Below are 15,787 nucleotides of genomic sequence, written 5' to 3'. Positions count from 1 at the left end.
CCTCTATTTCGCGACACGTCCCGCCTTGTCGAAACGGGCGCGAAAATCGGTCAGCGTGACGGCGTAATCGTCTTCGTCATGGAAGGCATCGTCCGAGAGTTTCGGCTTTTCGCCCGCCTTGTACCAGGCCGCATATTCGGCCGTATCGCGGCTCATTTTCTCGTAATGGGTCGAATAGGTTTTGACCGTCATGACCGGTGCGGCCTCATCCATGTCGAAGCGCATCAGGCGCATCCAGCCGTCGCCAATGCCCACCGGCCAGGCCGATTTGACGCCGGCATCGATCGCCGTCTGGCCGCGATCCTGATAGTCGGCCAGCACCTGCCACACCTTGTTGCCAAACGCGTTATCGTCCACGCGGAAGGCCTGCCCATGTTCGTGGCCACAGAGAACGAGGAAAATCTGGTCACTCTGGCTGATCAGCTTGTCCCACACCATTTGCGGATTGTTGTTCTGCGGATCCACGGCATGCCCATCGACCATGGGGTTCGGCACGCGTTCGCCTTCCTTGGTCATGTAATCATGGGTGGAGATGATGGTTGGCAGGCCGGGATATTTCGTCATGACCGCCTTGGCCCAGTCGAGCGAGCTGTTCGGCGGATCGAACTGCAGGCCGATATGCAGGAAGCGATAGCCGCCCGCCTCGAAGACCTGCGCGCTGTCAGCGCCGCCATCGTGCGACGCGACATACCAGGGCTTGTCCTTGAAGAAGGCCGTCTCAGCGCCAAAGACGGACCGGAAATTGTCCAGCCCGGCCGGATGCACGACGCCCAGAGAGCCCGCAAGGTCCGACGGGTCCACCTCTGCCGGCTGGGTGGCCTTGGGCGGGAACTTGGAGTCGGTGAACATGGAATCATAATCATGATTGCCCGGCACAACCGAGAAGGGCGTCTTGCCGGCAATCAGGGAGAAGCCTTCATGCGCCTTGGGCATCTCGACGGTCTTCGTCTTCTCCGTCGGCGCGAAGAAACTGTCCATGATCGGATTTGGCACGGCCTTGAAACCACGGGCCTTATGATCTTCGTCCATGACGAGGGTCTGGTGCTGCCAGACATCACCGAGCGACGTGACAAAGGCGATGTCACCGCCCGCGCTCTCCAGGTTGTCAGCGACATAGTGCATCTGTTTCAGGAACAGCTCGCTGGCCTCGAAAGGGAAGCCTTCGGCGGCCTGGTGCGTGTAGTCGAGATAATTCTGCGTGTCCGGAAGGACAGCGATGGTGAATTCGGAATCGATGGCCGGCACCCCGGCTTCCACAGCGGGTGCAGCGGTTTCACCTGCCGGTGTCGTACAGGCGCCGATCAGCGCTGCAGCCATCAGAATGGCCGTCGCTGTCGCGTATCGCGGACGGAAAGGGAATGGAATCATGGTGCAGCCTCCTCGCTATTGCCTGACAGGCGTTAGCAAACCAGCGTGACACTTTCTTTCGGACCGGCCCGATCCCATCCAATTCTCTGAGGCCAGAACGAAAAAACCCCGGACGTTTCCGTCCGGGGTTTTCAGTATCTCAGTGAAGGCGCGAAAGGACTAGTCGTCCATCGCTTCCAGTTCAGCAGCGTGACGGGCCTTGTCGGCAGCGCCGCGAGCCGTTTCGTCACGGTCAACGAGTTCCAGAACAGCAACCGGTGCGTTGTCGCCATGGCGGAAGCCGGCTTTCAGAACGCGCGTGTAGCCGCCATTGCGCTCCTTGTAACGGTCGCCCATTACGTCGAACAGCTTGCGGACAGCGTCCTCATTGCGGATTTTCGCAATAGCCTGACGGCGTGCTGCGAGGTCACCCTTCTTGGCAAGCGTAATCAGCTTGTCCATGAGGGGCGCCATTTCCTTGGCCTTGGGCAGGGTTGTGACGATCTGCTCGTGCTCGATAAGGCTCGCCGCCATGTTCGCGAACATCGCCTTGCGGTGCGATGTCGACTTGTTCAGCGTGCGATGGGCTATTCCGTGGCGCATTGTCGTGTCCTCTGGAGGTGATCAGGCCCCCGTAAATCCTTAAGATCGGGTCCTATAGATGGTCGTCGTATTTCTTGGCAAGGCCTTCAATATCTTCCGGCGGCCAATCCGGCACTTCCATGCCGAGGTGCAGGCCCATGCCAGCGAGCACTTCCTTGATTTCGTTGAGAGACTTGCGGCCGAAGTTCGGCGTGCGCAGCATCTCTGCTTCCGATTTCTGGATGAGGTCGCCGATATAGACGATATTGTCGTTCTTCAGGCAGTTTGCCGAACGCACGGACAGTTCCAGCTCGTCGACCTTCTTGAGGAGGACGGGATTGAAGCCGAGGTCGGTTTCTTCTGCAGCCTGGCCCACTTCGAGGGTTGGCTCTTCGAAATTGATGAACAGCTGGAGCTGATCCTGCAGGATGCGGGCAGCATAAGCGACCGAATCCTCAGGCGTGACAGAACCGTCGGTCTCGATATCGAGCGTCAGCTTGTCATAGTCCAGCACAGTGCCTTCGCGCGTGTCTTCAACCAGGTAGCCAACGCGGCGGACTGGGCTGTAGATCGCATCAATCGGAATATAGCCGATTGGGGCATCTTCCGGACGGTGCGCATCGGCAGGCACATAGCCTTTACCGGTGGCAACGGTGAATTCCATGCGAACTTCTGCGCCGTCATCAAGCGTACAGATGACGAGGTCAGGGTTCAGGATCTTGCTGTCGGCAGGCGTTTCGATCTGGCCGGCTTTGACTTCGCCTGGACCTTTCGCCTTCAGCACCATGCGCTTCGGCGTATCGGATTCCATGAAGATCGCAACCTGCTTCAGGTTCAGCACGATCGTCGTGACGTCTTCACGGACGCCCGGGATTGCCGAAAACTCGTGAACCACGCCATCGATCTGGACGCCAATGATGGCAGCGCCCTGAAGCGAGGACAGCAGCACGCGGCGCAGGGCGTTTCCAAGCGTCGTGCCGTAGCCGCGCTCGAGCGGCTCGATCACCAGCTTCGCTTTGCGCTTCGTGTCATATCCAGCCTGAACCACAGGGCGGTTCGGACGGATGAGTTCTTTCCAGTTACGGTCGTTGACGGAGATAAGTTCTTTGTCAGCCATGGGCGACTTTCCTTGAAAGCGGCAAGCGGCGCAAAGTGCGCCGCTGGAGAGGTTTGATTAGACGCGGCGGCGCTTCGGCGGGCGGCATCCATTGTGCGGGATCGGCGTCGTGTCGTTGATCGACGTGACGGTCAGGCCCACGGCCTGGAGCGCACGCAGCGCGCTCTCACGACCCGAACCGGGACCGCGCACGTTCACTTCAACCGTCTGGAGGCCGTGCTCCTGGGCTTTTTTCGCAGCGTCCTCAGCAGCCATCTGGGCCGCATATGGGGTCGACTTGCGCGAGCCCTTGAAGCCAACGACGCCCGAGGACGACCAGGAAATAGCATTTCCCTGCGCGTCGGTGATCGTGACCATGGTGTTGTTGAAGCTCGAGTTGACATGAACAACACCGGAAGTGATGTTCTTGCGCTCTCTGCGGCGGACTCGTGTCGTTGTATCGCGGGCCATCTCGGTGTGATCCTATTATTTCTTCTTGCCGGCGATCGGCTTGGCCGGACCCTTGCGGGTACGGGCGTTGGTGTGCGTGCGCTGACCGCGGACCGGCAGCTTGCGACGGTGGCGCAGGCCACGGTAGCAACCAAGGTCCATCAGGCGCTTGATGTTCATCGACGTATCGCGGCGAAGGTCGCCCTCCACGAGATAGTCGGCATCAATCGCTTCGCGGATGCGGATAACTTCGGCGTCCGAAAGGTCAGCGACGCGGCGTGCAGGCTCGACGCCCACTTTTTCAATAATTTCGCGTGCCATCGCCGGGCCAATGCCATGAATATAGCGCAGCGCGATTTCGACGCGCTTGTTGGTCGGGATGTTAACGCCTGCAATACGGGCCAAAGCCGTTACTCCTGAAGCGACTGTTCAAACATAAAGAGCGCAAAGGGGCGTATGCCGCCCCGTCGCGCACTGGCGATTAAGCCTTAAGCTAAGAGATGAGGCTTATAGCCCCACAAATTCCCGCGTCAACAGCGGAATCCCAGCTTTAGGCGGTCTGTTTCAAGGCCGTGTCGATTTGGGACGCGACCTCATCAATTCCACCCATTCCGTCGATCTCAACGAGGACACCCCGTTCGGCATAGATCGGCAGCAAAGGCGCTGTATCTTCATAGTATTTTTCGAGGCGGCGCGAGAAAGTCGTTGGATTGTCGTCCTTGCGCCCCTGCTCCTCGAATCGTTTCGTGACACGGCTGAGCAGCTTGTCGTCGTCCACCAGCATGCGGATAACGAGATCCACCGATGTGCCGCGCGACTCAAGAAGCGTGTCGAGTGCCTCGGACTGGCCCACAGTGCGCGGGAAACCATCGAAAATGAAACCGGGCGCACCCGCCTGCACTTCCAGCTGCTCGTCGATGAGGGCAATCACGATCTCGTCAGAGACAAGGCCGCCTTCGTCCATGATTTGCGCAACCCGCTGGCCCAGCTCGGAACCCGAGGCCCGCGCGGCGCGCAGCATGTCGCCTGTCGACAGTTGAACGTATCCACGTTCCTCAACGAGACGCTTGGCTTGCGTGCCCTTTCCGGCCGCAGGCGGCCCGAACAGTATCAAATTCATTTCTTCCGGCCCCCGAGCTTCGACTTCTTGATCATGCCTTCATACTGGTGCGCGATCAAATGCGATTGAATCTGCGTCACCGTATCCATTGTTACAGAAACCACGATCAGAAGCGATGTGCCACCGATATAGAACGGAATTTCCGGGAAATAACGACGCAGTAGCTCGGGAAGAATACAGACAAAGACGAGATAGAGAGAGCCAATCGTCGTCAGGCGGGTCAGAACATAGTCAATATAGGCGGCCGTATTGGAGCCTGGGCGAATACCGGGAATGAAGCCGCCATACTTGCGCAGGTTATCGGCCGTCTCTTCCGGATTGAACATGATCGACGTGTAGAAGTAGCAGAAGAAGATGATCAGGCCGGCCTGGGTGATGATGTAGGTCCACGAGCCGGGCGAGAAGTGAGTCGCGAGGAAGCCGAGGATGCCGCTGCCGCCAGCATCTGCCGCGGTGCCCCCGAGGAAGCCAATGGCCGTCATGGGCAGCATCAGCAGCGCTGAAGCGAAGATGGGCGGGATAACGCCCGACGTGTTGATCTTGAGCGGCAGGAAGCTGCGCTGGCCCTGAGCAAAGCCATGGGACTGCTGGCGCTTCGGATACTGAATCAGCAGCCTTCGCTGTGATCGCTCCATGAACACGATGAAGACGACCAGCGCGATAACCATGACCGCAATCGCAAGAACGAACACAATATTGACCGAGGTCGTGCGCGCCTGCGTAATCAGGTTGAAGATGGCCTTCGGCAGTTCGGCAACGATGCCGGCAAAGATGATCAGCGAAATACCGTTGCCGATGCCGCGCGCCGTGATCTGTTCACCCATCCACATCAGCAGCATGGTACCGCCGGTCAGCGTGACAACGCCGGTCAGGATGAAGAACCAGGGCGCGATGCCCTCGATGCGCACGGCCGACAGGCCGCCCGCAATTGCGAACGACTGGACCAGCGCGAACGCCAGCGTCAGGTAACGGGTATACTGGTTGATCTGCTTGCGGCCCGCTTCGCCTTCCTTCTTGAGTTTCTCAAGCGTGGGTGAGGCCGATGTCATCATCTGGATGATGATGGAGGCGGTAATGTAGGGCATCACGTTGAGCGCGAAGACGCCCATACGCTGCACCGCGCCACCGGCGAACAGGTTCATGGACCCCAGAATGCCGTTCGACTGGCTGGCAAAGAGGCTGCGATACTGTTCCGGGTCGAGGCCGGGAATGGGGATGTAGGTGCCGAGGCGGTAAAGGACCAGAATTACAAGCGTGAACAGGATCCGGTTTTGCAGATCCTTCGCTTTTCCAAAGCTCGCAAAATTGACGTTGCGGGCCATTTGTTCTGCAGCATTCGCCATCGGCCGTTCAGCCTCCCTGAAAAAGCGTTCGCCGCCAAAATCGGCGGCGAAACAGTATTTGTGAAGGGGTATAAGGAAAAAACCGCTGATTAAACTTCAGCTGTGTCTTTCTTGGGCCCGGTCACCGTGACGGTTCCGCCAGCTTTCTCGATTGCTTCAATCGCAGCTTTCGAGGCGCCGGTCACCGTGATGGTCACGTTCTTGGGGGCATCACCCTTGGCCAGCAGGCGAACACCGTCGCCCAGCTTGTTGACCACGCCAGCGGCGACGAGGGTTTCCTCGGTCACGTTCTTGGCGTCGAGTTTGCCTTCTTCGATCGCCTTTGCCAGACGGCTCAGGTTGATCCAGGCGTGCGACTTCGAATTGCGGGCCGTGAAGCCGCGCTTTGGAAGACGCATGTAGATTGGCATCTGGCCGCCTTCGAAGCCGTTCACGGCAACGCCGGAACGCGCCTTCTGACCCTTGACGCCGCGACCGGCAGTCTTGCCCTTGCCCGAACCCACGCCGCGACCAACGCGCATGCGGTTCTTGGTGGCGCCCTCTGCTGGGGACAAATCGTTGAGTTTCATCGCTTTATCTTCCGATATTATTCTGTGAGAGGGCCGACTGCGCAAACCTGCGCTACTCGCCAACCACCTCTACCAAGTGAGCCACTTTGCGGATCATGCCGCGAACCGGCGCAGTGTCTTCGAGTTCCTTCGTCCGGCCAACCTTGTTGAGACCGAGGCCAATCAGCGTCTTGCGCTGGCTGGGATCGCGGCCGATGGGGCTGCCCTTCTGACGGACGGTGAGCATTTTCTTCGCCATGTCGCCTGTCCTTCTAGCTTACGATGTCAGCCATGCCGGCTTCGGAAGCGCCATCGGTACGACGACCGACAACGTCCTGAACCTTCAGGCCACGCTTGGAAGCGACGGTACGCGGGCTCGCCTGCTCTTTCAGAGCGTCGAACGTGGCGCGAACCATGTTGTAAGGGTTCGACGAACCGATCGACTTGCCGACAACGTCCTGGACGCCGAGCACTTCCATCACGGCGCGCATCGGACCACCGGCGATAACGCCGGTACCGGGAGGCGCTGCGCGGAGCACAACCTTGCCAGCGCCGTGACGGCCCTTGCCATCATGGTGCAGGGTGCGGCCTTCGCGAAGCGGCACGCGAACCATGTTGCGCTTGGCTTCTTCGGTTGCCTTGCGGATCGCCTCAGGCACTTCGCGGGCTTTGCCCTTGCCGAAGCCTGCGCGGCCCTTCTGGTCACCGACGACGACGAGTGCAGCGAAACCGAAGTTCTTGCCGCCCTTCACCGTTTTCGCAACGCGGTTGATGCCGACGAGCTTGTCGACGATCTCGGAAACTTCTTCCTCACGATCGCGACGACGGCCTCTTCCTCTTTCTTCAGCCATAGGGCCTCTCCTTAGAATTTGAGACCGCCCTCACGGGCGGCGTCTGCCAGGGCTTTCACCCGGCCGTGGAACATGTAGCCGCCGCGATCAAACACGACGTCCTCGACACCGGCCTTCTTGGCGCGCTCAGCGAGCGTCTTGCCAACCAGGGCGGCAGCAGCAGAATCTGCACCGGTCTTTGCCTTGCCCAGCACATCCTTTTCCAGGGTCGATGCCGAGGCGAGCGTGATGCCCTTCTCGTCGTCGATGATCTGGGCCGAAATGTTCTTGTGGCTGCGGGCAACCGACAGACGCGGGCGCCCTTCGGCGACCTTCCGGAGTTTGGTGCGGACCCGCTGTGCGCGGCGCTGCATTTTTTCGCGTGGACTTTTCATCGGCTTACTTCTTCTTGCCTTCCTTGCGGCGGACATATTCGCCGGCGTAGCGAATACCCTTGCCTTTATACGGCTCTGGCGGACGGTACTTGCGGATTTCGGCGGCAACCTGGCCAACCGACTGCTTGTCCGCGCCCGTGATCACGACTTCCGTTGGCTTCGAGGAAGCCAGCGTGATGCCATGCGGCGCCTTGTAAACGACATCGTGCGAGAAGCCGAGAGCCAGTTTCAGGTCATTGCCCTGCATCTGGGCGCGATAGCCAACGCCGACGAGTTCGAGCGACTTCGTGAAGCCTTCCGAAACGCCTTGCACCATGTTGGCGGCGCGAGCGCGGGCTGTGCCCCACTGGGTTCGAGCGGTCGAGTCGAGCGCTTCGGCGAAAGTCGGCAGGCGGCGTCCGCGTGCTTTCTCTTGCGCGATGCGATCTTCGGCAGCCTTCACCAGATCGGCGCGTGGCATGACGGACAGTTCACCGTTTTCGAATTTAGGTGTGATCACTTCCGCGACCGTGAACGTCATTTCGCCTTTGGGGCCCTTGGCCTTGATCGTCTGGCCTTCGACGGAAACCGTCGTGCCATTCGGGACCGGGATTGCGAGTTTTCCAATACGTGACATCAGCGCTCTCCTAGAATACCCGGCAGAGCACTTCGCCGCCGACATTTTTCGTCCGGGCAGCATTGTCCGACATAACACCCTGCGAAGTCGACAGGATTGAAATGCCAAGGCCATTGCGCACGAGCGGAATGTCAGAGACCGAAGAGTACACGCGGCGACCCGGCTTGGAGATACGTTTGATCTCCGAGATGACCGGTTGGCCTTCGTAATACTTAAGCTCGATTTCAAGATTTTTGTGGCCGTCTTTTTCCACTTCCGCATAGCCACGGATGTAACCCTCATCAGCGAGGACATCGAGGACACGGGCGCGGACTTTCGACGCCGGGGTGACAACTTTAGACATGCCGCGCATCTGGGCGTTCCGGATGCGTGTCAGCATATCACCGAGGGGATCTGAAAGGTTCATTTAGCTCTCCCTCCTTACCAGCTGGATTTCACGAGACCGGGGATCATGCCAGTGGAACCAAGGTCCCGCAGCGCGATCCGCGACATTTTGAGTTTGCGATAGTAACCACGCGGACGGCCGGTCACTTCACAGCGATTACGAACACGGTTCGGCGCCGAGTTGCGTGGAAGTTCCGCCAGCTTGAGGCGCGCCTTGAAGCGCTCCTCCAGGGACAGGTTCTCGTCCATCGCGATTGCCTTCAGTTCAGCACGTTTGGCCGCATAACGGTCAACGAGCTTCTGGCGCCGCTTGTTCTTCTCGATTGCGCTCTTCTTTGCCATATCAGCAGATCTCCTGGCGCTAGTTCCGGAACGGGAAGCCACACTCGGCGAGGAGTGCCTTGGCTTCTTCGTTGGTTGAGGCGGTGGTGCAGACAATGATGTCCATACCGCGAATCTCTTCCACCTGATCGTAAGCGATCTCCGGGAAAACGATGTGTTCTTTGAGGCCCATGGCATAGTTGCCCATGCCATCGAAGCTCTTGCCATTCAGGCCGCGGAAGTCCTTCACGCGCGGAAGCGCAATGTTGGTCAGGCGGTCAAGAAACTCGAACATGCGATCACGGCGAAGCGTGACCTTGCAGCCGATCAGCATGCCTTCGCGCAGCTTGAAGCCGGCGATGGACTTGCGGGCCTTGGTGGCCACAGGCTTTTGGCCCGCGATCAGTTCCAGTTCGGCAAGGGCGGCTTTGATCTTCTTGGAGTCGGAGACGGCTTCGCCTACGCCCATGTTGATCACGACCTTGTCGAGTTTCGGAACCTGCATTGGGTTCGTGTAGCTGAACTGCTCTTGCAGTTTGCCCCGGATCTCATCGCGGTACTTCGTCTTGAGACGGGGTTCGTATGCCTTAGACATCGATGGATTCCCCTGAACGCTTGGCAAACCGCGTTTTGCGGCCATGCTCGTCTGTCTTGAAGCCGACGCGAACGGGCTTGCCGTCGCGTGGGTCAACGTGTGCAACATTGGACACGTGGATAGGCGCTTCAAAATTCTTGATGCCGCCCGGATCCATTTGTGTTGGCTTCTGGTGGCGCTTCACGACGTTGACGCCGCGAACCACAACACGGTCCTCGTCGACGAGCACTTTAAGCACTTCGCCTTTCGAGCCCTTGTTGCGACCTGCAATCACCAGCACCGTGTCGCCTTTTTTGATCTTCGCAGCCATGACTACAAAACCTCCGGCGCCATGTTGGCGATCTTGACCTGGTTCTTGCCGCGAAGTTCACGCGGGACCGGGCCAAAAACGCGGGTTCCGATTGGCTCACCATTGTTGTTGATGAGCACGGCAGCATTGGAGTCGAACCGGATGGTCGAACCGTCTGCACGATTGATGTCTTTCGCGACGCGAACGACGACGGCCTTGCGGACATCACCCTTCTTCACGCGGCCGGTCGGGATCGCTTCCTTGATGGAGACGACGATAACGTCGCCCACGGAAGCGTAACGGCGACCAGCACCACCCAGCACCTTGATGCACTGGACCCGGCGAGCGCCGGAGTTATCGGCGACGCGGAGATTTGATTGCATCTGGATCATGCGTCACTCCCTTCGCCGGAAACGAGTTCCCAACGCTTCAGCTTGGAATGCGGTGGGCATTCCTGGATGGTTACGACCTGTCCCTCGACAGCCACATTGGCTTCGTCGTGGGCGTGATACTTTTTCGAACGACGAACGATCTTTTTCATCACCGGGTGGGTGAAGGTCCGTTCGACGCGAACGATGGCTGTCTTGTCCTGCTTCGTCGAGACAACGACACCTTCCATAATACGTTTAGGCATGTTCTCTCTCCTAGGCCTGACCTGCCACGGCCTTTTCGCGAAGGATCGTCTTGACGCGAGCAATGTCGCGACGGATCTCCTTGGCGCGGGCCGTCTTCTCAAGCTGGCCGGTGGCCGCCTGGAAGCGCAGGTTGAACTGTTCTTTTTTCAGCTTGATCAGCTCGTCTTTAAGCTGGTCGGCGCTCTTGGTTCTTACATCAGAGGCTTTCATGATCAGATCCCCTCAATCCGCTTGACGACTTTCGTCTTGATCGGAAGCTTGGCTGCGCCGAGGCGCAGGGCTTCGCGGGCGACATCTTCCGGCACACCGTCGATCTCGAACATGATGCGACCGGGCGAGACGCGGGCGACCCAGCGGTCGACCGAACCCTTACCTTTACCCATCCGGACCTCGATCGGCTTTGCCGACACAGGCACATCCGGGAATACGCGGATCCACACTTTGCCCTGACGCTTCATGTAACGCGTCACAGCCCGGCGGGTGGCTTCGATCTGGCGTGCCGTAACACGCTCAGGCTCGAGAGCCTTGAGGCCGAACTCGCCGAAAGCCAGCGTGAAGCCGCCTTTCGCCGTGCCGTTGATCCGGCCCTTGAAGGCCTTCCTGAATTTGGTTCGCTTCGGCTGACGCATCTCTTACGCTCCGGAGGCTTGCGCACCGGTAGCCGGTCCGCGTTGGTTAGCATTGGCACGAGCGCGCGATTGGCCCGAAGACTCGAGGCGCTTGTCCTGCGCCATCGGGTCGTGCTCCATGATCTCGCCTTTGTAGACCCAGACCTTGATGCCGATGATGCCGTAGGTGGTCGCAGCTTCCGCTGTGCCATAGTCGATGTCGGCGCGCAGCGTGTGCAGCGGCACGGAGCCTTCTGCATACTGCTCGGTCCTCGCAATTTCAGCACCGCCAAGACGGCCGGAAACCATGATGCGGATACCTTCAGCGCCAAGACGCATGGCCGACTGGATCGAGCGCTTCATCGTGCGGCGGAACGAAGCCCGGCGCTCGAGTTGGCGTGCAATGTCGTCAGCGATCAGCGTGGCGTCGATTTCCGGCTTGCGGATTTCAACGAGGTTCACGCGCACTTCGTCCGTCGTCATCTTGCCGAGCTCTTTGCGGAGCACTTCGATGTCGCCGCCCTTCTTGCCGATCACCAGGCCCGGACGGGCCGTATGGATCGTGATGAGGCATTTCTTGTGCGGGCGCTCGATGATGATCTTCGAGATGCCGGCTTGCTTCAGCTTCGCGCGGATCGCCTTGCGGATGGCAAGGTCCTCGTGGAGCAGACGGCCGAAATCGGCGCTGTCAGCATACCAGCGGCTGTCTGCCGTCCGGTTGATACCCAGACGAAAACCAATTGGATTGACTTTCTGACCCATCAGGCGGCCTCCGCTTCCATGCTTGTGTCACGAAGGACAATGGTAACCTGTGCAAACGGCTTCAGGACGCGAGCGGCACGGCCGCGGGCGCGGGCCCGGATACGTTTCATCACGAGGTTCTTGCCCACGTGGGCTTCGGCAACGACCAGGCTGTCGATGTCGAGACCGTGATTGTTTTCTGCGTTGGCGATCGCGCTTTGCAGAAGCTTGCGAACGTCCTTGGCAGGACGCTTCGGCGAGAACTGCAGCTCGGCCAGTGCCCGCTCGACCGGAAGGCCGCGGATCTGCTGGGCCAGCAGGTTCAGCTTCTGTGGGCTCGAACGGTACATGCGCAGGACAGCGCGCGACTCGTTGGAAGCCTGCTTCGGAGGATTCTTGGTCTTACCCATGACTACTTCCGCTTCGCTTTCTTGTCTGCACCGTGGCCGTAGAACGTACGGGTTGGAGCAAACTCGCCAAACTTGTGGCCGACCATCTCTTCCGAGACCGTGACCGGGATGAATTTGTTGCCGTTATGGACCTGGAAGTTCAGGCCGATAAAATTGGGCAGGATTGTCGAACGACGCGACCAGGTCTTGATGACCGTCCGCTTCTCGGAGGCGCGAGCCTCTTCGGCTTTCTTCAGCAGATAGCCGTCAACAAATGGGCCTTTCCAGACAGAACGTGACATGTCTCGCGGCTCCTCTAGCGTTTCGCGTTACGGCGGCGGATGATCAGACGATCCGTCGCTTTGTTTGAACGGGTCTTCGGACCGCGGGTTTTCTTGCCCCATGGCGTCACTGGGTGACGACCGCCGGACGACTTGCCTTCACCACCACCGTGCGGGTGGTCGACCGGGTTCATGACCACGCCGCGAACAGACGGGCGCTTGCCCATGTGACGCTTGCGACCGGCCTTCGAGAGGACCTGGTTCATGTTGTCCGGGTTGGACACGGCGCCGATCGTTGCGAGGCAGGTGTCGAGCACCATGCGAAGCTCGCCGGACGTCAGCTTGATCTGGGCATAACCACCGTCACGGCCAACCAGCTGGGCATACGTACCAGCCGAACGGACCATCTGGGCGCCCTTCTGGGGCTTCAGCTCGATATTGTGGATGATCGTGCCGACCGGGATGTTCTTCAGCGGCAGCGTGTTGCCCGGCTTGATATCAGCCGTTGCCGACGTGACGACCGTGTCACCGACTTCAAGGCGCTGTGGGGCGATGATGTAGGACAGCATGCCGTCTTCGTACTTGATCAGCGCGATGAAGGCCGTGCGGTTCGGGTCATACTCGAGGCGTTCGACAACAGCCGGCATGTCCCAGCGGTTACGCTTGAAGTCGACCATACGGTACAGCTTCTTGGCGCCACCACCGATGCGGCGTGCCGTGATACGGCCACGGTTGTTGCGTCCGCCCTTTTTGGACAGGCCTTCGGTCAGCGCCTTGACGGGCTTGCCCTTGTGCAGGTCCGAACGGTCGACCAGCACGAGCTGGCGACGGCCTGGGGACGTTGGATTGAATGTCTTGAGTGCCATAGTCTACGTCCTTCCCCTACAGGCCCGTCGAAATGTCGACAGATTGGCCTTCAGCGAGCGTGACATAGGCTTTCTTGATGTCGTTGCGACGACCAAGGTGACCTTTGAAACGCTTCGTTTTGCCCTTTTGGAGCACGGTGTTCACGGCCGTGACATCAACCTTGAAGAGGGCCTCGATGGCCTCCTTGATCGACTTCTTGTCAGCGGTGATCGCGACTTCGAAAACGATCTTGTTCTCTTCAGCGACCAGCGTCGATTTCTCGGTGATGATCGGCTTGCGAATGATGTCGTAGTGATGTTGCTTCGGATCAGCCATGACTATTCAGCCTCTGCTGCGATTGCGGGTTGGGCCAGCGTGCCGTCGAAGCGCGCCTGGATGCCTTCAGCGGCTTCCTTCGTGATGACGAGCGTCTTGCGGCGCAGGATGTCATAGACGTTGAGGCCGGCGACAGGCAGCACGTCCACGTTCGGGATGTTGCGAGCGGCCTTGGCGAAGTTTTCGTCAACCGTGATGCCGGAGATGATCAGCGCGTTCTCGATGCCGAGACCGGCGAAGTGAGCCGCCAGGTCCTTGGTCTTGGCTTCTTTCAGCACGGCCGTATCGATCACCATGATCATGTCGGCGACAACTTTCGACGACAGGGCATGGGCCAGGGCCAGCTTGCGGACCTTCTTGGGAAGGTCATGCGCATGGCTGCGGACGCGTGGGCCGTGGGCAACGCCACCACCGACAAAGATCGGTGCGTTGCGCGAGCCGTGGCGAGCGCCGCCCGAACCTTTTTGACGGATCGACTTCTTCGTGGTGCGAGCCACTTCCGACCGCGTCTTGGTCTTGTGCGTGCCAGCCTGGCGCTTGGCCAGCTGCCAGCGGACCGTGCGGTGAAGCAGGTCCTTGCGGATGTCTTCGATGCCGAAGATGGCATCATCAAGCGTGATGTTGCCAGCCGCTTCACCGGCAAGGGTTTTGACTGCGAGTTCCATTATTCAGCACCCTCTGTCTGGGCAGGAGCGTTTGCCGACTTGAAGGAACCGGCTGCAGGCGCGTCGGCGTGCAGGGCCTTCTTCACGGCATCGCGGATTTCCACGAACGAACCGTCATGACCGGACACGGCGCCCTTCACGAGGATCAGGCCGCGCTCAACGTCCGTGCGCACAACCGTCAGGTTCTGTGTGGTGATACGGTCGGTACCGAGGTGGCCGGCCATTTTCTTGTTCTTGAACACGCGGCCCGGATCCTGGTTCATACCGGTCGAACCGTGCGAACGGTGCGACAGCGACACACCGTGCGTGGCGCGAAGGCCGCCGAAGTTCCAGCGCTTCATCGCGCCGGCAAAACCTTTACCGATCGCATAGCTGGAAACGTCAACCTTCTGGCCTGGCACATAGTGGTCAGCCTGAACTTCGGCGCCGATTTCAGGCAGGTCGCCCGAAACGCGGAATTCCTTGAGTTTCGCTTTCGGCGCAACGCCGGCTTTCGCGAACTGGCCGCGCAGGGCCTTGTTCGTGCGCTTGGCTTTCTTGTCGCCGGCGCCGAGGATGACAGCCTTGTAGCCGTCAGTGCGGGTGACTTCGCCGCCTTTCTTGGTGGTGACGGCGCGCTCGTCTTCGGTGCGCACGCCAACGACCTGACAGCCGTCGAGCGAAAGAACGGTCACGGGAATGTGGCGGCCGTCTTCGTCAAAGATGCGTGTCATGCCCAGTTTGCGGGCCAGCACGCCGGAACGGGGGGCTGGAAGAGCCATTAGCGTGCTCCCTCAAGCTTGATTTCAATGCCAACGCCGGAAGACAGGTCGAGCTTCATAAGCGCGTCAACGGTCTGTGGGGTCGGGTCGACAATGTCGAGAATGCGCTTGTGGGTGCGAATCTCGAATTGCTCACGGGATTTCTTGTCGACGTGGGGCGAACGGTTCACGGTGAAACGCTCGATACGGGTTGGAAGCGGGATTGGACCCTTCACTTCAGCACCGGTACGCTTGGCAGTATTCACGATCTCTTTCGCCGACATGTCGAGCGCACGGTGATCGAAGGCCTTGAGCCTGATCCGGATATTTTGTCGTTCCATCGTTCGTCCGTCCACACAAAACACTTAAGCCCAGGGCGATGGCTCGTCAGCATCGAGCGCCCGGGTTGGGTAGGGTTAAATTGTCAGTTTCGAGGGAGCGTTCGCTAATTAAGCGCGGCCTTCCCGGCGAATTGGTGCTTCTATGGGAAGGAATCGCACAGGTCAACAGCCGAAACAGGGAATTTGCAGACCAAATCCGCACAGGGGCCGGGGCGCATCAAGCCTCTACCCCTACCCCCGACGCAAACCCCTTAAAAGCCCCTCTCCCCCGGGAGAGGGGTTGGGGTGA

At 59.5% G+C, this 15,787-nt stretch carries 28 protein-coding genes; all 28 read right to left on the bottom strand.

From position 1 onward, the window contains the following. Positions 1–3 precede the first annotated feature (3 nt). Positions 4–1,317, bottom strand: coding sequence for a metallophosphoesterase family protein (locus HY30_RS07085; protein ID WP_051615061.1), 1,314 nt, complete (start codon positions 1,315–1,317; stop codon positions 4–6). A 210-nt stretch (positions 1,318–1,527) separates the two neighbouring features. Then, positions 1,528–1,950: a 50S ribosomal protein L17 gene (gene rplQ / locus HY30_RS07080; protein ID WP_034738447.1), complete on the bottom strand. Its 423-nt coding sequence runs from the start codon at positions 1,948–1,950 to the stop codon at positions 1,528–1,530. 52 nt (positions 1,951–2,002) lie between these two features. After that, complete coding sequence (locus tag HY30_RS07075; RefSeq protein ID WP_034738446.1) at positions 2,003–3,046, bottom strand: DNA-directed RNA polymerase subunit alpha; 1,044 nt, start codon at positions 3,044–3,046, stop codon at positions 2,003–2,005. A gap of 57 nt (positions 3,047–3,103) precedes the next feature. Beyond that, positions 3,104–3,496 carry a 30S ribosomal protein S11 gene (gene rpsK, locus HY30_RS07070; RefSeq protein WP_034738444.1) on the bottom strand — a complete coding sequence of 131 codons (393 nt, stop codon included), beginning with the start codon at positions 3,494–3,496 and terminating at the stop codon, positions 3,104–3,106. A gap of 15 nt (positions 3,497–3,511) precedes the next feature. Next, positions 3,512–3,880, bottom strand: coding sequence for a 30S ribosomal protein S13 (gene rpsM, locus HY30_RS07065; RefSeq protein ID WP_034738443.1), 369 nt, complete (start codon positions 3,878–3,880; stop codon positions 3,512–3,514). Between the two features lie 145 nt (positions 3,881–4,025). Next, positions 4,026–4,595, bottom strand: coding sequence for an adenylate kinase (locus tag HY30_RS07060; RefSeq protein ID WP_034738442.1), 570 nt, complete (start codon positions 4,593–4,595; stop codon positions 4,026–4,028). Next, positions 4,592–5,938, bottom strand: coding sequence for a preprotein translocase subunit SecY (gene secY, locus HY30_RS07055; protein ID WP_034738441.1), 1,347 nt, complete (start codon positions 5,936–5,938; stop codon positions 4,592–4,594). Before secY ends, HY30_RS07060 begins: the two co-directional genes overlap by 4 nt. Before the next feature lie 89 nt (positions 5,939–6,027). Beyond that, on the bottom strand, positions 6,028–6,507 hold the full coding sequence (gene rplO, locus HY30_RS07050) for a 50S ribosomal protein L15 (RefSeq protein ID WP_034738440.1): 480 nt from the start codon (positions 6,505–6,507) through the stop codon (positions 6,028–6,030). 52 nt (positions 6,508–6,559) lie between these two features. Continuing rightward, on the bottom strand, positions 6,560–6,745 hold the full coding sequence (gene rpmD, locus HY30_RS07045) for a 50S ribosomal protein L30 (protein ID WP_034738439.1): 186 nt from the start codon (positions 6,743–6,745) through the stop codon (positions 6,560–6,562). A gap of 13 nt (positions 6,746–6,758) precedes the next feature. Then, complete coding sequence (gene rpsE / locus HY30_RS07040) at positions 6,759–7,337, bottom strand: 30S ribosomal protein S5 (RefSeq protein WP_034738438.1); 579 nt, start codon at positions 7,335–7,337, stop codon at positions 6,759–6,761. 11 nt (positions 7,338–7,348) lie between these two features. Continuing rightward, positions 7,349–7,711 (bottom strand): 50S ribosomal protein L18, encoded by a 363-nt coding sequence (gene rplR / locus HY30_RS07035; RefSeq protein ID WP_034738437.1) that lies wholly within the window; start codon positions 7,709–7,711, stop codon positions 7,349–7,351. A 4-nt stretch (positions 7,712–7,715) separates the two neighbouring features. Beyond that, positions 7,716–8,327, bottom strand: coding sequence for a 50S ribosomal protein L6 (gene rplF / locus HY30_RS07030; RefSeq protein ID WP_034738436.1), 612 nt, complete (start codon positions 8,325–8,327; stop codon positions 7,716–7,718). A gap of 10 nt (positions 8,328–8,337) precedes the next feature. Then, positions 8,338–8,733 (bottom strand): 30S ribosomal protein S8, encoded by a 396-nt coding sequence (rpsH, locus tag HY30_RS07025; protein ID WP_034738435.1) that lies wholly within the window; start codon positions 8,731–8,733, stop codon positions 8,338–8,340. A gap of 14 nt (positions 8,734–8,747) precedes the next feature. Next, positions 8,748–9,053 carry a 30S ribosomal protein S14 gene (gene rpsN, locus HY30_RS07020; RefSeq protein ID WP_034738434.1) on the bottom strand — a complete coding sequence of 102 codons (306 nt, stop codon included), beginning with the start codon at positions 9,051–9,053 and terminating at the stop codon, positions 8,748–8,750. A 19-nt stretch (positions 9,054–9,072) separates the two neighbouring features. Continuing rightward, positions 9,073–9,627 carry a 50S ribosomal protein L5 gene (gene rplE, locus HY30_RS07015; protein ID WP_034738433.1) on the bottom strand — a complete coding sequence of 185 codons (555 nt, stop codon included), beginning with the start codon at positions 9,625–9,627 and terminating at the stop codon, positions 9,073–9,075. Further along, entirely contained in the window at positions 9,620–9,937 is a 318-nt protein-coding gene (gene rplX / locus HY30_RS07010; protein ID WP_034738432.1) for a 50S ribosomal protein L24, read from the bottom strand. The genes rplE and rplX overlap by 8 nt, the downstream gene beginning before the upstream one ends. Positions 9,938–9,939: 2 nt before the next feature. Further along, a complete protein-coding gene (gene rplN, locus HY30_RS07005) occupies positions 9,940–10,308 on the bottom strand; it encodes a 50S ribosomal protein L14 (RefSeq protein ID WP_034738431.1) in 369 nt (122 codons plus the stop codon). After that, positions 10,305–10,550: a 30S ribosomal protein S17 gene (gene rpsQ, locus HY30_RS07000; protein ID WP_034738430.1), complete on the bottom strand. Its 246-nt coding sequence runs from the start codon at positions 10,548–10,550 to the stop codon at positions 10,305–10,307. Before rpsQ ends, rplN begins: the two co-directional genes overlap by 4 nt. A gap of 10 nt (positions 10,551–10,560) precedes the next feature. Continuing rightward, positions 10,561–10,761 carry a 50S ribosomal protein L29 gene (gene rpmC, locus HY30_RS06995; RefSeq protein WP_034738429.1) on the bottom strand — a complete coding sequence of 67 codons (201 nt, stop codon included), beginning with the start codon at positions 10,759–10,761 and terminating at the stop codon, positions 10,561–10,563. A 2-nt stretch (positions 10,762–10,763) separates the two neighbouring features. Next, a complete protein-coding gene (rplP, locus tag HY30_RS06990; RefSeq protein ID WP_034738428.1) occupies positions 10,764–11,180 on the bottom strand; it encodes a 50S ribosomal protein L16 in 417 nt (138 codons plus the stop codon). 3 nt (positions 11,181–11,183) lie between these two features. After that, the gene (rpsC, locus tag HY30_RS06985; RefSeq protein WP_034738427.1) at positions 11,184–11,921 is read right to left on the bottom strand and encodes a 30S ribosomal protein S3; all 738 of its coding nucleotides are present in this window, start codon (positions 11,919–11,921) and stop codon (positions 11,184–11,186) included. Then, positions 11,921–12,310: a 50S ribosomal protein L22 gene (gene rplV / locus HY30_RS06980; protein WP_034738426.1), complete on the bottom strand. Its 390-nt coding sequence runs from the start codon at positions 12,308–12,310 to the stop codon at positions 11,921–11,923. The genes rpsC and rplV overlap by 1 nt, the downstream gene beginning before the upstream one ends. 2 nt (positions 12,311–12,312) lie before the next feature. Further along, positions 12,313–12,591 carry a 30S ribosomal protein S19 gene (rpsS, locus tag HY30_RS06975; RefSeq protein WP_034738424.1) on the bottom strand — a complete coding sequence of 93 codons (279 nt, stop codon included), beginning with the start codon at positions 12,589–12,591 and terminating at the stop codon, positions 12,313–12,315. 14 nt (positions 12,592–12,605) lie between these two features. After that, positions 12,606–13,436, bottom strand: a complete 831-nt coding sequence (gene rplB, locus HY30_RS06970; RefSeq protein ID WP_034738423.1) for a 50S ribosomal protein L2 — start codon at positions 13,434–13,436, stop codon at positions 12,606–12,608. A gap of 16 nt (positions 13,437–13,452) precedes the next feature. Beyond that, a complete protein-coding gene (locus tag HY30_RS06965; RefSeq protein ID WP_034738422.1) occupies positions 13,453–13,752 on the bottom strand; it encodes a 50S ribosomal protein L23 in 300 nt (99 codons plus the stop codon). 2 nt (positions 13,753–13,754) lie between these two features. Then, a complete protein-coding gene (gene rplD / locus HY30_RS06960) occupies positions 13,755–14,417 on the bottom strand; it encodes a 50S ribosomal protein L4 (protein WP_034738421.1) in 663 nt (220 codons plus the stop codon). Further along, positions 14,417–15,178, bottom strand: coding sequence for a 50S ribosomal protein L3 (rplC, locus tag HY30_RS06955; protein ID WP_034738420.1), 762 nt, complete (start codon positions 15,176–15,178; stop codon positions 14,417–14,419). Before rplC ends, rplD begins: the two co-directional genes overlap by 1 nt. Continuing rightward, positions 15,178–15,498, bottom strand: coding sequence for a 30S ribosomal protein S10 (gene rpsJ, locus HY30_RS06950; protein ID WP_034738419.1), 321 nt, complete (start codon positions 15,496–15,498; stop codon positions 15,178–15,180). The genes rplC and rpsJ overlap by 1 nt, the downstream gene beginning before the upstream one ends. Positions 15,499–15,787: the final 289 nt, after the last annotated feature.

The organism is Hyphomonas chukchiensis (assembly GCF_000682695.1).
Classification (GTDB): Bacteria; Pseudomonadota; Alphaproteobacteria; order Caulobacterales; family Hyphomonadaceae; genus Hyphomonas; species Hyphomonas chukchiensis.
The sequence above is the reverse complement of the archived record's forward strand: the minus strand, read 5'-3'. Positions and strand labels throughout refer to the sequence as shown.

Excerpts from the sequence above, each read along its gene's own strand:
- HY30_RS07085 (WP_051615061.1), bottom strand. The coding sequence starts at position 1,317 with ATGGCTGCAGCGCTGATCGGCGCCTGTACGACACCGGCAGGTGAAACC.
- rplQ (WP_034738447.1), bottom strand. The coding sequence starts at position 1,950 with ATGCGCCACGGAATAGCCCATCGCACGCTGAACAAGTCGACATCGCAC.
- HY30_RS07075 (WP_034738446.1), bottom strand. The coding sequence starts at position 3,046 with ATGGCTGACAAAGAACTTATCTCCGTCAACGACCGTAACTGGAAAGAA.
- rpsK (WP_034738444.1), bottom strand. The coding sequence starts at position 3,496 with ATGGCCCGCGATACAACGACACGAGTCCGCCGCAGAGAGCGCAAGAAC.
- HY30_RS07060 (WP_034738442.1), bottom strand. The coding sequence starts at position 4,595 with ATGAATTTGATACTGTTCGGGCCGCCTGCGGCCGGAAAGGGCACGCAA.
- secY (WP_034738441.1), bottom strand. The coding sequence starts at position 5,938 with ATGGCGAATGCTGCAGAACAAATGGCCCGCAACGTCAATTTTGCGAGC.
- rplO (WP_034738440.1), bottom strand. The coding sequence starts at position 6,507 with ATGAAACTCAACGATTTGTCCCCAGCAGAGGGCGCCACCAAGAACCGC.
- rpmD (WP_034738439.1), bottom strand. The coding sequence starts at position 6,745 with ATGGCGAAGAAAATGCTCACCGTCCGTCAGAAGGGCAGCCCCATCGGC.
- rpsE (WP_034738438.1), bottom strand. The coding sequence starts at position 7,337 with ATGGCTGAAGAAAGAGGAAGAGGCCGTCGTCGCGATCGTGAGGAAGAA.
- rplR (WP_034738437.1), bottom strand. The coding sequence starts at position 7,711 with ATGAAAAGTCCACGCGAAAAAATGCAGCGCCGCGCACAGCGGGTCCGC.
- rplF (WP_034738436.1), bottom strand. The coding sequence starts at position 8,327 with ATGTCACGTATTGGAAAACTCGCAATCCCGGTCCCGAATGGCACGACG.
- rpsH (WP_034738435.1), bottom strand. The coding sequence starts at position 8,733 with ATGAACCTTTCAGATCCCCTCGGTGATATGCTGACACGCATCCGGAAC.
- rpsN (WP_034738434.1), bottom strand. The coding sequence starts at position 9,053 with ATGGCAAAGAAGAGCGCAATCGAGAAGAACAAGCGGCGCCAGAAGCTC.
- rplE (WP_034738433.1), bottom strand. The coding sequence starts at position 9,627 with ATGTCTAAGGCATACGAACCCCGTCTCAAGACGAAGTACCGCGATGAG.
- rplX (WP_034738432.1), bottom strand. The coding sequence starts at position 9,937 with ATGGCTGCGAAGATCAAAAAAGGCGACACGGTGCTGGTGATTGCAGGT.
- rplN (WP_034738431.1), bottom strand. The coding sequence starts at position 10,308 with ATGATCCAGATGCAATCAAATCTCCGCGTCGCCGATAACTCCGGCGCT.
- rpsQ (WP_034738430.1), bottom strand. The coding sequence starts at position 10,550 with ATGCCTAAACGTATTATGGAAGGTGTCGTTGTCTCGACGAAGCAGGAC.
- rpmC (WP_034738429.1), bottom strand. The coding sequence starts at position 10,761 with ATGAAAGCCTCTGATGTAAGAACCAAGAGCGCCGACCAGCTTAAAGAC.
- rplP (WP_034738428.1), bottom strand. The coding sequence starts at position 11,180 with ATGCGTCAGCCGAAGCGAACCAAATTCAGGAAGGCCTTCAAGGGCCGG.
- rpsC (WP_034738427.1), bottom strand. The coding sequence starts at position 11,921 with ATGGGTCAGAAAGTCAATCCAATTGGTTTTCGTCTGGGTATCAACCGG.
- rplV (WP_034738426.1), bottom strand. The coding sequence starts at position 12,310 with ATGGGTAAGACCAAGAATCCTCCGAAGCAGGCTTCCAACGAGTCGCGC.
- rpsS (WP_034738424.1), bottom strand. The coding sequence starts at position 12,591 with ATGTCACGTTCTGTCTGGAAAGGCCCATTTGTTGACGGCTATCTGCTG.
- rplB (WP_034738423.1), bottom strand. The coding sequence starts at position 13,436 with ATGGCACTCAAGACATTCAATCCAACGTCCCCAGGCCGTCGCCAGCTC.
- HY30_RS06965 (WP_034738422.1), bottom strand. The coding sequence starts at position 13,752 with ATGGCTGATCCGAAGCAACATCACTACGACATCATTCGCAAGCCGATC.
- rplD (WP_034738421.1), bottom strand. The coding sequence starts at position 14,417 with ATGGAACTCGCAGTCAAAACCCTTGCCGGTGAAGCGGCTGGCAACATC.
- rplC (WP_034738420.1), bottom strand. The coding sequence starts at position 15,178 with ATGGCTCTTCCAGCCCCCCGTTCCGGCGTGCTGGCCCGCAAACTGGGC.
- rpsJ (WP_034738419.1), bottom strand. The coding sequence starts at position 15,498 with ATGGAACGACAAAATATCCGGATCAGGCTCAAGGCCTTCGATCACCGT.